Genomic DNA, 13,944 nt, shown 5'->3' with positions numbered 1-13,944 from the left:
ACCGCGAATAGAGATACATCGTTTCGAGGCACATCGATAAGAGGTAACATGGCCGCTCCACAGGGCGCACTCCGACCGAAGGGCTCCAGCCGTGTTGACGCTCGCGATCCTCGGCTTCCTGTACGACCAGCCGCTGCACGGCTACGAGCTCAAGGCCCGGATCACCGGGCTGACCGGCCACGTCCGACCGGTCAGCGACGGCGCGCTCTACCCCGCCATCGCCCGACTGGAGAAGGCCGGGCTGCTCCACCGCCGCACGGAACCCGGCAGCGGCGCCGCACCGCGGCAGACGCTGGAGCTGACGGCCGAGGGCCGGGCCGAACTGCTGCGCCGGCTGGCCGACCCGGAACAGGCCGAGATCACCGACCAGATCCGCTTCTTCACCGTCACCACCTTCCTGCACCACCTCGCCGACCCGTCACGGCAGGCCGCCGTCCTCCGCCGCCGGCTGGACTTCCTGGACGCGCCGAGCAGCTTCTTCTACGACGGAGCGGGGCGGCCGGTGACCACCGAGAGCGAACCGAACCCGTTCCGGCGTGGGATGCTGCTCGTCGCCCGGGCCTCGACGGCGGCCGAGCGGGCCTGGCTGACCGGAACCATCGCGGAGCTCGAACGCCCGGGCGGCGCGGGCTCCTCGGGAACCCCCGGCGCGGAGGCGGAACCGCCGCCCTCGGAACGCTAGACCGACCAGGCGGATCGAGAGCGGAAACGAAGGCGCACACCCCTGCCGAACGGCAGAGCGAAGAAGCGGATTCATGCCGTTCCGCACCTGGTTCCCCACGGGACCGACGTCGCTATGATGATCCGCCTCACGTCCTCGGCAGTCCCCCTCCGACGTGATCCGCCACCGCGCCCCGCCGTCCCCCTGGAGGCCGCCGTGCCCACTTCCGAGACCGCAGCCCCAACCGCGCCGCTGAAGCGGGACGACATTCCCGGCTGGTTCTTCAGTCTCGACCGGGCCGCCTTCAGCCAACTGCTGTCCGCCCAGACCGCGGCCGGCGTCACCGGCGACATCCTGGAGCTCGGCAGCTACCTCGGGCGCAGCGCCGTCCTGCTCGGCGACCACCTGCGGGAGGGCGAGCGACTGACGGTCTGCGACCTGTTCGACTCCGAGGCGGGCGACGCCGACAACGCCGCCGAGATGAACATGTCCTACCGCAGGACCCTCACCCGCAGCGCCTTCGAGGCCAACTACCTCGCCTTCCACGGCGAGCTGCCCGAGATAGTGCAGGCCCCCACCTCGGTGCTGGCCGACGGCCGCATCCGCCCGGGGAGCTGCCGCTTCGTCCACGTCGACGCCTCCCACCTCTACGAACACGTCGCCGGGGACATCGCCGTGGCCCGCACCGCGCTCGCCGAGGACGGCCTGGTCGCCCTGGACGACTACCGCTCGGAACACACTCCGGGCGTCTCCGCCGCGGTCTGGGAGGCGGTCTTCACCAAAGGGCTGCGGCCCGTCCTGCTCACCCCGATGAAGTTCTACGGCACCTGGGGCGACGCGGCGGCGGCCCAGGCGGTCCTGCGGGAGCGCGACTGGTCGGCCGAGGGGTACACCGTCGACGAGGACACCATCGCCGGCGCCCGGGTGATGCGCCTCAACTACCAGGTGAAGGCCCCGGTCCGCTCCACCTCGCGCCGGCTGGCCCTGGAGCTGCTGCCCCCGGTCGCCACCAAGGCCACCCGCCGGATGCTGCGGACGCTGCGCGAACGCCGCGCCGCCCCGCCGGTCCCCAACGTCTGACGCCGCCACCGGCGCCCCCGCCCGCTCCCGGACCTTCGCCGGGGCCCGTCCCTCACCGGACGGGCCCCGGCGTCGTGTTCGCCCGTTCACGCCCGTTCGCGCCGGCCCCGGGCGGCATGTCCCGCAGCGTCCTTATTTATCGGATCACCCGCTTTTCCGCATTTCCTATTGTCTTCGCCACTTCACTCTAACGAGGGAATCTCGCTTAAAGATTTGCCCACAGAACGTTAAAGGGCGCATAGTGATGACACCTCAGTTCGGTCTGGTGAACACCAAGTTCAGGCAAAGTCATCCCCAGCGAGGAGAAGACCTTGTTCCACGGAAACACGGCATTGAACAACCCCGGGCGGCGGCTGCGCGCGGAGATCGCGAGCCCGGGAACGACGCCGCTGATCGGCGTCTACGACATGTACTCGGCGTCCATCGCGGCCGAGCACTACGACGGCATGTTCGTCTCCGGCTTCGGCTTCGCCGCCTCCTACTACGGGCTGCCCGACATCGGCTTCATCGCCTGGCCCGACATGGTGAACTTCGTCGAACGACTGCGCGGGGCCTTCCCCCGGCACCACCTGCTCGTCGACATCGACGACGGCTACGTCGATCCGGAGGTGGCCTGCCACGTCGTGCGCCGGCTCGAACGGATCGGTGCGTCCGGGGTGATCCTCGAGGACCAGAAGCGGCCGCGCCGCTGCGGGCACGCCGAGGGCAAGCTGGTGCTGCCGCTGGAGGAGTACCTGGAGAAGCTGGAGCTCGTCCTCGCCAACCGGACGGACTTGGTGGTGGTCGCCCGCACCGACGCCACCGAGGAGGACGACATCCTGCGCCGGGCCCGGGCGCTCGCCGCCACGGACGCCGACGTGGTGCTGGTCGACGGTGTGCGCAGCGAGGACTGGATCCGCCGGATCCGCCGGGTGGTCGGTGACGACAAGCCGCTGCTGTTCAACCAGATCGCGGGGGGCAAGTCGCCCCGGTTGTCGCTCTCGGAGCTGTCGGAGCTGGGGGTGGACGTGGCCATCTACAGCACGCCCTGCCTGTTCGCCGCGCACCGGGCGGTGGACGAGGCGCTGATCGGGCTGAAGAACGCCGACGGACGGCTGCCGGCCCCGGCCGTGGGGCGTGAACAGGTCGGGGTGCGGGAGTCCACCGAGCTGCTGGAGCGGAACATCGCGCGTTCCAGCGGGCTGATGGCGGTGACGGCGTGAACCCCGGGCTGAACGGCCCCGCCCCTCCCCCGGCGGCCACCGTTCTGCGGGCCACCGCGCTGGGGCTCGCCGGCGCGTGCGCTCTGATCGCCGGGGCCGCGACGCCCGCGGCGGCCGGGGGCTCCCTGATCACCGTCGTGGACAACTCCCACGCCGACTCCTGGCTGGAGGTCGACCGCACGGCGAACCTCCAGAACGGCAGCGGCTCGGCGGGTAGCGATCACGACGGCGCCGGCTCGCTGGTCGGTGGGCTGCTCGGGCCGGGTTCCTCCTCCGGGCCCTCCCTTCGCCCGGCGACGGGAGGCGGCCCGTGACGGACCGCCTGGCGCGCCCGGAGCAGCCACCAGGGCTCCGGGCGCTCGGGGGAGGCGCACGCGGGGGCCGGGCGCGGACGTGGCGCGGTTCCGGCTCGCACGCCCGCAGACGGCTGCCCCGCTGGCTGGACCCGTACATGGCGGCGCTGGCCGGGACGGTCGGGCTGGCCGCGCTGTTCCCGGCCTCAGGTGCCTCGGCGCGCGTCGCCGGGGCGGCCTGCGACCTCGCGGTGGCGCTGCTGTTCTTCCTCTACGGCGCCCGGCTGTCCACCCGCGAGACGCTGGCCGGGCTGCGCCACCTGCGGCTGCACGGGCTGGTGCTGGCAGCCACCTTCGTCCTCTTCCCGCTGCTCGGCGTGGCCACCGCACTGCTCACTCCGGTCCCGCTGACCGGGCCGTTGCAGACCGGGGTGCTGTTCCTCTGTCTGGTGCCCTCGACGGTGCAGTCCTCGGTGGCGCTCGCCGGCGCCGCCGGGGGCGACGTCCCGGCGGCGATCTGCGCGGGCACCTACTCCAGCCTGGCGGGCCTGGTGCTGACGCCGCTGCTGGCGGCCTGGCTGCTGGGTTCGCACACCGAGCTGTCCGCCGACGGGCTGCTGCGGATCGGGGTGCAGCTGCTCGCGCCGTTCCTGCTCGGGCAGTTGCTGCGGCCGTGGCTCGGGGGTCCGCTGTCCCGGCACAAACGGGTCCTCGCCCCGGTGGACCGCGGGTCGATCCTGCTGGTCGTCTACACCGCGTTCAGTGCGGCGGTGTCCCAGGGCATCTGGGGCCTGGCGACCCCGCTCGCCCTGCTCGGACTGCTCGCGGTGCTGCTCGCCCTGCTCGCCGCCGCCCTGGCGGCCACCGGGCTCGGCGCGCGGCTGGCGGGGCTCGACCGGCCGGGCACCATCGCGGCGGTGCTGTGCGGTTCGCAGAAGAGCCTGGCCAGCGGTCTGCCGATGGCCACCGTCCTGTTCGGGACGCAAGCCGGGCTGATGGTGCTGCCGCTGATGCTCTACCACCAGCTCCAGCTGATCGTCGGCACCGTCCTCGCCGGCCGCTGGTCGCGGGCGCCCACCGCCCGCGCCACCGCGGACCCGGCACCGCCCGCGATCACCGGTCCGGCCGCTCCGCCGTCGGCCGGCTGATCCCCTGCGCCATGCCCGGTCGGCGGGCCGGCCGGGCATGGCGCAGGGGCCGAAGCCCGTTCGGCCGGCCGCCGATCGCTCCCCGCCGTCGTGCAGGTGCCCGAGCGGGTGCCCGAGCGCCTCGCCGGCCTGGCCGGCCATGGCCCCGGTACCGTCCATGTCGGGGCGCGGCCCTGGCGGGCGGGGGCCCTCACTCAGCCGCCTTCGGCGGGGGTGCTGAGGGTGGCGGTCGGGAGAGTGGGCAACGGGCCGGCCGGCGGCACCGTCCAGGCGGCCGGATCCGGGGCGAACGGGCCGAGGCGGTCGAGGAGTTGGGCGAGGGCGAGGCTCCGGGCCCGGTCCATCCACCGGTGGGTGGCCTCGTCGACGACACCGAGCCGCCGCGCGTGGGCGTACTCGTCCTCGTCCTTCCATTGGTACGCCGACAGATCGGGGGTGATCACGAGGTCCAGGAAGAGGTCGAGGGTGTCGATGCCGATGGCCGTCCGACGGTACGGGCGCTCGAAGTTGACGTACCAGCGCAGCGGGCGGCCGTCGGGCGTCAGGAAGCGGTGCACGCTGAACGGCGCTCCGGCGGTGAAGCGGCTGAGCACCACCGTGTCGCGCCAGGTCCAGTGGTCGAGTTCCCACCGGCCGGTGGCGAGGTCCTCGATGCAGCCGAGGCGTCCGGCGTCGTCGTCGGCGCGCGTGGCGGCGGTCCAGCGGGCCGGGGCCAGGGTCTCCGTGCCCGGGCGGACGGTGAGGGTCAGGGTGGCGCCGTCGTCCGCGAGCACGGCGCAGGGCGTGGCCGACCAGACCCTGCCCCGCGCGACGTCCCGCCGCACGGCGGTGCCGCCCGGGGCGAAGACGGGAGCAGCCGGGGCCGTCATCGGATGTAGTAGGCCCGGTTGTGGGCGGCGACCGGCGGGGACTGGTACGTCCAGACCCCGACGGCCGGGGCGTCGGCAATCAGGTGGGCCAGGTCGCGGGCGGACTCCTCGGCGGGGTTGCCGAGGTCGAGCCGGACGCGGTCGGCGGTGCGGTCGTCCAGGGCGTAGTAGCGGTAGGGCTGGTAGACGTTGAGCGGTCCGGCCAGCAGCTTGCCCTCGTCGTCGGTGCCGTAGCCGGTGATCGGGGTGTTGTTGACGGCCTCAGGGGTGAGGCCGGCCAGATCCACGTCCAGGGCGAGGAGTTCCTCGTCGTGGCGGCTCAGCCCGTCCGGCCCGAGGGTGGCCCGGCGGCAGGAGACCGACCAGCGTTCGCGGACCTCGGGCGCGTTGAGCGAGGGCAGGGTGGTCTCGAACCAGCCCGGGTGCTTGGGCTCGGCGTAGAGCAGGCGGCCGGCGTCGATGGCGAGCGGGTTGTCGCAGAGCACGTGCAGCCGGGCGATGCCGAGCAGCTTGGTCTGGTCGTAACCCCGGGCGTACTGGCCGTAGCTGACCGCCGGGATCCGCTCCTCGGCGAAGATCGGATGGGCGATCAGATTGATCTCCAGCTCCTGGGTGATGCCACCGCCGTTCGGATACTGGGCGAAGTAGAGCTGGTAGTTGAGCGAGACGCAGGCGCCGCCGTCGAAGGCCGCGGCGTTCAGGCCGGGGTGGCGCTTGGCGAGCAGTTCGCGCGCCCGCGCACGGTCGACCAGGTAGTCGACTCCGATGTTGTGCAGCGCACCGTAGTGGAAGGGCAGGTGGTACGGCTCCGGTACGGGCGGGAGCGGCAGGCCGGTCATGGGGACTCCGAGGACGTGGGCGAGGGAGACGGTGCGGGCGAGGACGCGGACGAGGGGGCGGACGAGGGGGCGGCGGCGGGCGAGGGCGGGCCGGGGCGGCGGGGCACCGCCGGGCGGTGCAGCTCCAGCAGGTCGCGGTGCATCCGCTCGGCGCTGCGCAGCGCGAGGGCGGCCATGGTGAGGGAGGGGTTGGAGGTCCCGAGGGAGGGCATCGAGCCGCAGCCGACGGCGTACAGGTTGGGGTGGTCCCAGCACCGCTGCCAGTGGTCGACCACCGAGTTCGCGGGCGAGTCGCCCATGACGTGGGTGCCGCCGGCGTGGCCCGCGCCCCGGTAGCCGTGGACGGTTCCCCGGTGTTCGATCCGGCCCGGCCATCCGGCCGCCGGGTAGGCGGTGTGGTCCTCCGCGCCGAGCAGCGCGAACAGCTGGTCGGAGACGGCCCGGGCGGAGGCCATCCCCTCGCGGATGTACTCCGAGAGGTCGTACTGGACGGCCGGGCCGGGCAGGCCGAGCGGGTCGCGCCGGTCCCGGTCGAGGGTGACCCGGTTGGCCGGGTCGGCGGGCTGCTCCAGTTCGAACTGGAGCGAGAACTGACGGCCCAGCCGGTCACCGAGCAGCTCGCGGAGCTCCTTTCCCCGTAAGCCCGCCGCGAGCAGCGCCGCCGCCTCGGCCTCCGGCGCGCCACCCGCCCAGGACCAGCCCCAGTTGCCGATCTCGATCCGGAACGGCGCCCGGTGCTCGCGCCCGGGGCCGAAGCGGAACGCCTCCAGCCCACTGGTGGACCCGGGCCCGCGGTAGGGGCCGACCGGGCGGGGCATCAGTCCCCAGGTGAGCAGGGCCGGGTGGTCCATCAGGTTCCTGCCGACCTGGTCGCTGCGGTTGGCCAGGCCGGAGAGGAGCAGCAGCCGGGCGTTCTCGATCGCGTGGGCGGCGAGGACGACCAGGTCCGCTGTCACCCGGTGGGTCGTACCGCCCGCGTGGTACTCGACTTCCCTGGCGCGCCCGGTCTCCGGGTCGGCAGACACCCGGCTGACGACGGCCTCGGTGCGCAGTTCGACCCCGGCGGCCCAGCGGGCCTGGGTGCGCAGCGGGGTGTACTTGGCCCCGCTCGGGCAGGCCGGGACGCAGCCGGAGCTGCCCGCGCAGAGCGGTCCGTCGGCGGACCCGGGCGTGGTCGGTACGCCGTTGCGGGCGTGCGGGGTGGTCGTGACGGCGAGCCGGGCCGGAGCGGGGAGGGCCGGGTCGCGGGCGGTCCGTCCGTCGAGGGCTCGGGCCAGCTGCCGGTCGAGGTAGCTGGCGGGGACGGCCCGCATCGGGAAGTCGTAGCCCTCCGGGATGGGCAGTCCGACGGCACGGCGCTGTTCCTCGGCGTCGGCGGCGACGCCGAGTTCCCGTTCGGCCTCGCGGTAGTGGGGTTCCAGGTCGTGGTAGCCGATCGGCCAGTTGCGGCCGTGGCCGAGGTCGCCGGTGCGGAAGTCCTCGGGGTGCATCCGCGGGGTGAGCCCGGTCCAGAGCAGTCCGGTGCCGCCGTTGGCTCGCAGGTAGCCGCTGGCGTAGGGCAGCGGCCCGTACTGGCGCAGGTGCCCGGTGGCGGTGAACCCGCCGTCCGGGTTCCCGGTCAGGTCGGTGACGTCGGGTGAGGGCGCCTCGGGGTTGTGGGGGTAGGGCGAGGTGGGCGGTCCGCCGCCGGCCGCGCGGTGGGCGGTGGAGGCCTCGGCGCCGGTGGGTGCGGCCCGTCCGGCCTCCAGGACGAGGACCCGCCAGCCCTGCGCGCCCAGGCGGTGGGCGACCAGGGTCCCGGCGAAGCCCGCGCCGACCACGACGGCGTCCCAGTGGGCGCTCACCGGCCCTCGCCTCCGGGCGCCGCGCTGCGACGGGGCACCCCGGGCTCGCTCCGCCGGTCGGCCCGGCCCGGTTCCTCCGCCCCTCGGGGTGTCGCGGCCCAGCTGCCGTGCCCGGGGGCGGCGGAGCCGGGCGGGGCGGCGTGGAAGGTCCGCCAGACCAGTCCCTGGTCGTGGGCGCGGGCGGAGGAGGGCGCCTCGCCGGGCCAGGCGCCGACGTACCAGAGGTGGACCAGGGCGTGCTCGTCGCGCACCCGGTGGGCCAGGGTGGTGCGGTGGTGCTCGTCCGCCATGCCGGTGGAGCGCAGCTCGGGGACGTCGAAGCCGGTGAGTTCGGCGCAGACGCGCAGGAACTCGTCCAGGTCGGCCAGGGCGTCGACGTAGGTGTTGGCGACGGGGTCCCAGCGCTCGGCCAGGTCATGGTCGACCGGGCGGTCGTCGGACACGGACACGCGGGCACCCCCACGATCGGAGACGGGTGGCCGAGGCATGACAGGCCGTACGGCGCGACGGACCGCACGGCAGGACAGGCCCCGCAGGGTGGCGGGCCCGGGGCGCCGGTCCGCACCGGACGCCCCTGCCTGCCACCGCGATCCTGCCGCCCGCCCTCACCACCGGAAACGCGTTGCCCGAATCTGCCCGGACTTCGTCGCCCGTTGCCCGGTCGGCCGTCCGTCCCGATCAGTCGGCGTCCGCTTCCGGTCGGCCCAGTGCCCGCACCGCCGCCAGCACGTCCAGGCCCAGCTCCGGGTCGGCGTCCTCGGGCAGGCTGACGGACAGCCGGGTGACCAGGCCCGCGTACCGGCGGTGGATCTCCCCGGCGACCTCCTCGACCGACCCGCAGACCGCGAAGGCGTCGAACACCTCGTCGTCGATCAGCGCGGCCATCTCCGCCCACCGCCCGCGCACCGAGTGGGTATGCAGCTCCTCCTGGAGCCCCTCCCAGCCGTGCTGCGCCAGCACCGGGCGGTAGGCCGGCGTGGAGGCGTAGAAGGCGAGCCGCTCGCGGGTGGCGGCCCGGTTGGCGGCCAGTTCCTCCTCGGTACGGCCGGTGGCCGTGAGCACGTTGCCGACGATCTCGAACGGCCGCGCCGTCCACGCGGCGCCCTCCGCCTCGGCCCGGCCGCGCTCCTCGGTCAGTCCGGGCAGCACCTGCTCGGCCAGGTAGGCGGTGGAGGAGAACGGATGGCTCAGGAAGCCGTCGGCAACCGCCCCCGCGGTCCTGGTCATCAGCGGTCCGACGCCCGCCAGCAGGACCCGCGGCACCCCGGACGGGACCGGGTCCGGCGAGAACACCGGCGTCATCACGGTGTGGGTGTAGAACTCGCCGCGGAAGCGCAGCCGTTCGCCGGTCTGCCAGCTGTGCCAGATCGCCCGCACCGCGTGCACGTACTCGCGCATCCGGGCGGCCGGGCGGTCCCAGGGCATTCCGAAGCGCTTCTCGATGTGCGGCTTGACCTGCGATCCCAGCCCGATGACGGCCCGTCCGCCGGAGGCCGCGTGCAGCCCCCAGGCCTGGTAGGCGAGGGTCATCGGGGTCCTGGCGAAGGCCACCGCGATGCCGGTGGCCAGCTCGATCGACTCCGTCCGGTCGGCCGCGCGGGCGAGCTGGAGGAACGGGTCGTACGCGGTCTCGGCGACCACCAGCCGGTCCATGCCCCGGCGTTCGGCCTGCTCGGCGGCGTCCAGGATGCCCGCCGGGTGTCCGGAGGCGGTGGCGTCGAGGCGGAGGGCGGCGGGTCGGTCCATGGCGGTGCTCCTGGTCGCGGGCGGCGGTGCTACCCGGGTAGCCTGCCACGCCCCGGCCCGCCTCCCGCCTCCCGCCTTCAGTGCCCCGCCTCCTCCGACGCCTCGCCGACCGCTGCCGGTCCCGCCGTCGCCTCACCCGCCGGCGCCGTCCCCTCCGCGCCGCCCGGCGCCGCGAACAGCCGCTCCAGGTGCAGGTCGACGGCGGCGAGCACGGCGGCCGGTCCGACCACGCCCAGTTCGAGCAGCGTGCTGAACCCGGTGAGCGCGAGCAGCAGGTCCGTCTCCACCGCAGGGTCGCGGTCGGCCGGCAGGTGTCCGTCGGCGGCCGCCTGCCGGAGCAGCCGCTCGACCGTCGCCCGCCCCTCGATCAGGCCGCCGCGCGCCCGTGCGTGGACCTCCTCGTCGTGCAGCGCCTCCAGCACGTAGGCGGCACTCATCCGGCTGGTGGCCCGCGCGTCGGCGTGCAGGGGCAGCAGTTCGAGCAGCATCACCCGCAGCACGTCCCGCGGGTGCGGCCGCTCGCCGAGGGCCGCCAGCTCCCGGCCGACCCGCAGCGCGCTCTGCTCGGCGGAGAAGTCCATCGCGAAGGAGAGCATCTGCGCCCGGGAGCCGAAGTAGTGCTGGAGCTGCCCGAGCGAGATGCCGGCCTCCTGCGCGACCTCGCGCATCGTCAGGTGCGTGGCGCCGCGCTGCGCCACGACCCGCCACAGCGCCCTGGCGATCGTCTCGCGGCGTTCCCGGTGGTCGACCTGCTTCGGCATCCGCGCCAGCTCCTCCGACTCGCTCCGCACCCGGCGGACTCTTTTCCATACGCTTGACATAATACAGCCGACCTATAACGTGGTGGGCATTCCGAGGGAGGAGCGTCCACATGTCGGAGCAGCCCGTCGTCCGCACCACCGAAGGACTCGTCCGCGGCCGCTGGGAGCCGCGGCGCGCACCGGAACGCCACCCGGAGCCTCAGGACGACCGGGAACTCGCCGTCTTCCGCGGCATCCGCTACGCCCGGCCGCCCGTCGGGGCCCTCCGCTTCGCCGCCCCCGCCGAGCCCGAGCCCTGGGACGGCGTCCGCGAGGCCACCGCCTTCGGCCCCGTCGTCCCCCAGTCCGGTCCGCTGCCGGCCGAGTCCGCCGGGGCGTCCGAGGCCACCGACTGGCTGACGCTCAACGTCTGCACCCCCGACCCGGGCGCGGGCGGGCTGCCGGTCCTGGTCTGGATCCACGGCGGCGGGTTCATCTCCGGGACCGCCGGCGACCCGCTCTACGACCCGACCGTCCTGGCCTCCGCCGGGCTGGTCGTGGTGAGCGTCAACTACCGCGTGGGCGCCGAGGGCTTCGCCCTGCTGGAGGGCGCCCCGGCCAACCGGGCCTTCCTCGACCAGGTCGCCGCCCTGCGGTGGGTGGCCCGCAACATCGCCCGGTTCGGCGGGGACCCGGACCTGGTGACGGTCGCCGGGCAGTCCGCCGGCGCGGGCTCGGTCGCCGCCCTGCTGACGATGGACCGGGCCCGCGGCCTGTTCCGACGGGCCGTCGCCCACAGCGTGCCGGGCAACCACTGCACCCCGGCCCTGGCCGCCGAGGTCACCGCCGAGCTCGCGAAGCTGCTCGGTACGGCCCCCACCGCCGCCGCGCTGGCCGAGGTGCACCCCTGGCGGCTGGCCTCGGCGGTCACCGAACTGGGCGCCGCCCTGCCCGCCCGGGCGGCCCGCTGGGGCCGGCTGGCGCAGGGCGGCATCGCCACCGTCCCGGTGGTCGACGGCGAGGTCCTGCCGGGCTCGCCCTGGTCGGCCCTCACCGAGGGCGTCGACCTGCTGGTCGGCCACACCCGGGACGAGTTCCGGCTGTTCGCCGTCCTCAGCGGCCGGCACGGCGCCTTCACCGAGGAGGAGGCGCGGCGCACCCTGGAGTTCTTCGCCCCGCACCCGGGCGGCCCGGAGGCCTACCGGTCCGCCTTCCCGGGGGCGACCCCCTCCGAACTCCTGGAGGCCGTCCAGTCGGACGCCCTGTTCCGGGTGCCGTCCCTGCGGCTGGCCGAGGCCAACACGGCCGCCGGCGGCACCTCGCACCTCTTCGAGCTCGCCCTGCCCGCACCCGCGCTCGGCGGCGTCCTCGGCGCCTGCCACGGCCTGGACGTGCCGCTCGCGTTCGGCACCCTGGACGCCCCGCTGGCGCGGCAGTCCCTCGGCGACACGCCCCCGCCGGAGGCGGTCCGGGTCTCCGAGGAGCTGCGGCGGGCCTGGGTCCGGTTCGCCACGACGGGTGACCCGGGCTGGCCCGCCTTCGATCCGGACGGCCTGCTCACCCGGGTCCTGGACGCCCGCTCGCAGACCGTCCGCTACCCGGAGCAGAACGCCCGGCGGATCTGGGCCGGGCATCCGCTGACCGCCTACGACCTGCGCTGACGGCGGGCACCGGCCGGAAGCACCCGCCCCCGGCCGGCCCCCGTCCGGCCGCTACGCCGCCGACCCGTCCAGCAGCTTCAGCAGCCCGGCGGCCACCAGCCCCGAGGAGGCCGGGTTCTGGCCGGTCACCAGGTTGCGGTCGACCACCACGTGCGGCGCCCAGGGCTCGCCCTCCTCGAAGTCCACGCCGATCTCGACCAGCCGGTCCTGGAGCAGCCACGGCGCCCGGTCGGCCAGGCCGGCCTGGGCCTCCTCGGCGTTGGTGAAGCCGGTCGCCCGGTACCCGGCGAAGGGCGAGCCGCTGCTCTCGGCCCGCGCGGCGAGCAGCGCGGCCGGGCCGTGGCAGACCACGCCGAGCGGGCGACCGGAGGCGAGCGCCCGGGTGAGCAGCCGCCCGGAGTCGGGGTCGACCGCCAGGTCCTCCATCGGGCCGTGGCCGCCGGGGTAGAACACGGCGTCGTAGTCGGCCTGGTCGACCTCGGCCAGCACCAGCGGCTGCCGGAACTCGGCGATCTTCGCCAGCTCCTCGGCCATCGCCGGGTCGGTCAGGCTGGCCCCGTCGGCGACCGGGACGACGCCGGCCGGGGTGGCGGCGGTGACCCGGTGGCCGGCCTCGGTGAAGGCCCGGTACGGGACGACCGCCTCCTCCGCCCAGAAGCCGGTCGGGTGCGCGGTGCCGTCGTTCAGGGTCCAGAACTTCGCACCGGTCAGGACGAACAGGATGTCGGCCATGGGGTGTGCCTCCAGGGGTGCCGCGGTCCTCGCCGCGACGGTCCGCCGCGGCGCTCACACCGCCGACGCTAGACGCGCCGGACCCGCGGGAACCAATGGGCCACGCGATGCGAGGCATCGGGATTCCGATGCCTCACCCGGATCGTCGAGCCCGCCGCCCGGCCGCCGGGGTCCCGTACGCTGACGGGCATGAGCGATCGGCCGGTCACCGGCTCCGGCCCGCTGGACCTCAACCAGTTGCGGACCTTCCTCGCCGTGCACCGGGCCGGCTCCTTCACCGCGGCCGCGCACCTGCTGGGCCTGTCCCAGTCCACGGTGACCGCGCAGATCCGGGCGCTGGAGCAGCGGCTCGGCCGGGAGCTGTTCGAACGCCGGGCGCGCGGGGTCAGCCCGCTGCCGTACGCCGACGACCTCGCGGGCCGCCTGGCCGTGCCGCTGGACCAGCTCGCGGACCTGGCCGACGGGCGCGGCGGCGGAGCGCCGGAGCCGGTGCACCTGGCCGGGCCGGCCGAGTTCCTCGGCACCGTCCTGCTCGCGGAGCTGGCCCCGCTGGTCGCGGAGGGCGTCCGGCTGCGGGTGACCAGTGGACTGACCGACCCGCTGCTGGCGGAACTGCGGGCGGGCCGGCACGACCTGGTGGTCGCCACCCGGCGGCCGCCCGGCCGGACGCTGCTCGCCGAACCACTGGCCGACGAGGAGTTCGTGCTGGTCGCCGCCCCGGTCTGGGCCGACCGGCTGGCCGGGCGCGAGCTGCCCGCCGCGCTGACCGAGGTCCCGCTGCTCAGCTATGCCGAGGACCTGCCGATCGCCCGCCGCTACTGGCGCCACGTCTTCGACCGGCGGCTGCACGCCCGGGCGGCGGTCACCGTGCCGGACCTGCGGGCGGTCCTCGCGGCGGTGACCGCGGGCGCGGGCTGGAGCGTGCTGCCCGGCTACCTGTGCCGGGGCGAACTCGCCTCCGGAGCCCTGCGGTTGCTGCACGAGCCCGCCGATCCGCCGATCAACACCGCCTACCTGGTGCGGCGCCCGGCCGGGTCGGCCAACCCGCACGTGGCCCTGGTCCGCGAACGCCTGCTGGCCGCGGCCCGCGCCTTGGGCTGACCGGCCCGCGCGTCGGGCCGGCCGGAGC

Annotated in this window: 14 protein-coding genes; 7 read left to right on the top strand and 7 right to left on the bottom strand. The window is 74.9% G+C overall.

Features of this window, described 5'->3' with window-relative positions; genetic code table 11:
• Positions 1 to 91: 91 nt before the first annotated feature.
• The 5 genes from AB0E96_RS07980 to AB0E96_RS07960 all read left to right on the top strand — a co-directional run bounded on the left by AB0E96_RS07980 (position 92) and on the right by AB0E96_RS07960 (position 4,384).
• Positions 92 to 682 carry a PadR family transcriptional regulator gene (locus AB0E96_RS07980; protein ID WP_359819994.1) on the top strand — a complete coding sequence of 197 codons (591 nt, stop codon included), beginning with the start codon at positions 92 to 94 and terminating at the stop codon, positions 680 to 682.
• Positions 683 to 877: 195 nt separating this feature from the next.
• Positions 878 to 1,741 (top strand): class I SAM-dependent methyltransferase, encoded by an 864-nt coding sequence (locus tag AB0E96_RS07975; protein WP_359819991.1) that lies wholly within the window; start codon positions 878 to 880, stop codon positions 1,739 to 1,741.
• 311 nt (positions 1,742 to 2,052) lie between these two features.
• Entirely contained in the window at positions 2,053 to 2,943 is an 891-nt protein-coding gene (locus AB0E96_RS07970; protein WP_359819988.1) for an isocitrate lyase/PEP mutase family protein, read from the top strand.
• The gene (locus tag AB0E96_RS07965) at positions 2,940 to 3,257 is read left to right on the top strand and encodes a hypothetical protein (protein ID WP_359819985.1); all 318 of its coding nucleotides are present in this window, start codon (positions 2,940 to 2,942) and stop codon (positions 3,255 to 3,257) included. Before AB0E96_RS07970 ends, AB0E96_RS07965 begins: the two co-directional genes overlap by 4 nt.
• A gap of 137 nt (positions 3,258 to 3,394) precedes the next feature.
• Positions 3,395 to 4,384 carry a bile acid:sodium symporter family protein gene (locus AB0E96_RS07960; RefSeq protein ID WP_359820008.1) on the top strand — a complete coding sequence of 330 codons (990 nt, stop codon included), beginning with the start codon at positions 3,395 to 3,397 and terminating at the stop codon, positions 4,382 to 4,384.
• A gap of 194 nt (positions 4,385 to 4,578) precedes the next feature.
• On the opposite strand, the gene AB0E96_RS07955 is transcribed toward AB0E96_RS07960, so the two are convergent.
• From AB0E96_RS07955 to AB0E96_RS07930, 6 genes are all read right to left on the bottom strand, one after another.
• Entirely contained in the window at positions 4,579 to 5,253 is a 675-nt protein-coding gene (locus tag AB0E96_RS07955; protein ID WP_359819983.1) for a DUF402 domain-containing protein, read from the bottom strand.
• Positions 5,250 to 6,092 carry a hypothetical protein gene (locus AB0E96_RS07950; protein ID WP_359819982.1) on the bottom strand — a complete coding sequence of 281 codons (843 nt, stop codon included), beginning with the start codon at positions 6,090 to 6,092 and terminating at the stop codon, positions 5,250 to 5,252. The genes AB0E96_RS07955 and AB0E96_RS07950 overlap by 4 nt, the downstream gene beginning before the upstream one ends.
• Positions 6,089 to 7,936 (bottom strand): GMC family oxidoreductase, encoded by a 1,848-nt coding sequence (locus tag AB0E96_RS07945; protein ID WP_359819980.1) that lies wholly within the window; start codon positions 7,934 to 7,936, stop codon positions 6,089 to 6,091. The genes AB0E96_RS07950 and AB0E96_RS07945 overlap by 4 nt, the downstream gene beginning before the upstream one ends.
• The gene (locus tag AB0E96_RS07940; RefSeq protein WP_359819978.1) at positions 7,933 to 8,385 is read right to left on the bottom strand and encodes a hypothetical protein; all 453 of its coding nucleotides are present in this window, start codon (positions 8,383 to 8,385) and stop codon (positions 7,933 to 7,935) included. Before AB0E96_RS07940 ends, AB0E96_RS07945 begins: the two co-directional genes overlap by 4 nt.
• Before the next feature lie 229 nt (positions 8,386 to 8,614).
• Positions 8,615 to 9,682, bottom strand: coding sequence for a TIGR03617 family F420-dependent LLM class oxidoreductase (locus AB0E96_RS07935; protein WP_359819975.1), 1,068 nt, complete (start codon positions 9,680 to 9,682; stop codon positions 8,615 to 8,617).
• Between the two features lie 77 nt (positions 9,683 to 9,759).
• A complete protein-coding gene (locus AB0E96_RS07930) occupies positions 9,760 to 10,443 on the bottom strand; it encodes a TetR family transcriptional regulator C-terminal domain-containing protein (RefSeq protein ID WP_359819973.1) in 684 nt (227 codons plus the stop codon).
• A gap of 110 nt (positions 10,444 to 10,553) precedes the next feature.
• Between AB0E96_RS07930 and AB0E96_RS07925 the strand changes: the two genes are divergently transcribed.
• Complete coding sequence (locus AB0E96_RS07925) at positions 10,554 to 12,083, top strand: carboxylesterase family protein (RefSeq protein WP_359819972.1); 1,530 nt, start codon at positions 10,554 to 10,556, stop codon at positions 12,081 to 12,083.
• Positions 12,084 to 12,134: 51 nt separating this feature from the next.
• Here the strand turns inward: AB0E96_RS07925 and AB0E96_RS07920 are convergent, their stop codons facing one another.
• A complete protein-coding gene (locus AB0E96_RS07920; protein WP_359819969.1) occupies positions 12,135 to 12,815 on the bottom strand; it encodes a type 1 glutamine amidotransferase domain-containing protein in 681 nt (226 codons plus the stop codon).
• Between the two features lie 189 nt (positions 12,816 to 13,004).
• Here AB0E96_RS07920 and AB0E96_RS07915 point away from each other — a divergent pair, with 189 nt between their 5' ends.
• Entirely contained in the window at positions 13,005 to 13,916 is a 912-nt protein-coding gene (locus AB0E96_RS07915) for a LysR family transcriptional regulator (RefSeq protein ID WP_359819966.1), read from the top strand.
• Positions 13,917 to 13,944: the final 28 nt, after the last annotated feature.

It is taken from the genome of Kitasatospora sp. NPDC036755 (assembly GCF_040636595.1).
Classification (GTDB): domain Bacteria; phylum Actinomycetota; class Actinomycetes; order Streptomycetales; family Streptomycetaceae; genus Kitasatospora.
This window is presented reverse-complemented; position numbering and strand designations above follow the sequence as displayed.

What these genes read in the sequence shown, in the direction of transcription:
- AB0E96_RS07920 (WP_359819969.1), bottom strand. Translation starts at nt 12,815, where the DNA reads ATGGCCGACATCCTGTTCGTCCTGACCGGTGCGAAGTTCTGGACCCTG.
- AB0E96_RS07950 (WP_359819982.1), bottom strand. Translation starts at nt 6,092, where the DNA reads ATGACCGGCCTGCCGCTCCCGCCCGTACCGGAGCCGTACCACCTGCCC.
- AB0E96_RS07960 (WP_359820008.1), top strand. Translation starts at nt 3,395, where the DNA reads ATGGCGGCGCTGGCCGGGACGGTCGGGCTGGCCGCGCTGTTCCCGGCC.
- AB0E96_RS07930 (WP_359819973.1), bottom strand. Translation starts at nt 10,443, where the DNA reads ATGCCGAAGCAGGTCGACCACCGGGAACGCCGCGAGACGATCGCCAGG.
- AB0E96_RS07935 (WP_359819975.1), bottom strand. Translation starts at nt 9,682, where the DNA reads ATGGACCGACCCGCCGCCCTCCGCCTCGACGCCACCGCCTCCGGACAC.
- AB0E96_RS07955 (WP_359819983.1), bottom strand. Translation starts at nt 5,253, where the DNA reads ATGACGGCCCCGGCTGCTCCCGTCTTCGCCCCGGGCGGCACCGCCGTG.
- AB0E96_RS07925 (WP_359819972.1), top strand. Translation starts at nt 10,554, where the DNA reads ATGTCGGAGCAGCCCGTCGTCCGCACCACCGAAGGACTCGTCCGCGGC.
- AB0E96_RS07915 (WP_359819966.1), top strand. Translation starts at nt 13,005, where the DNA reads ATGAGCGATCGGCCGGTCACCGGCTCCGGCCCGCTGGACCTCAACCAG.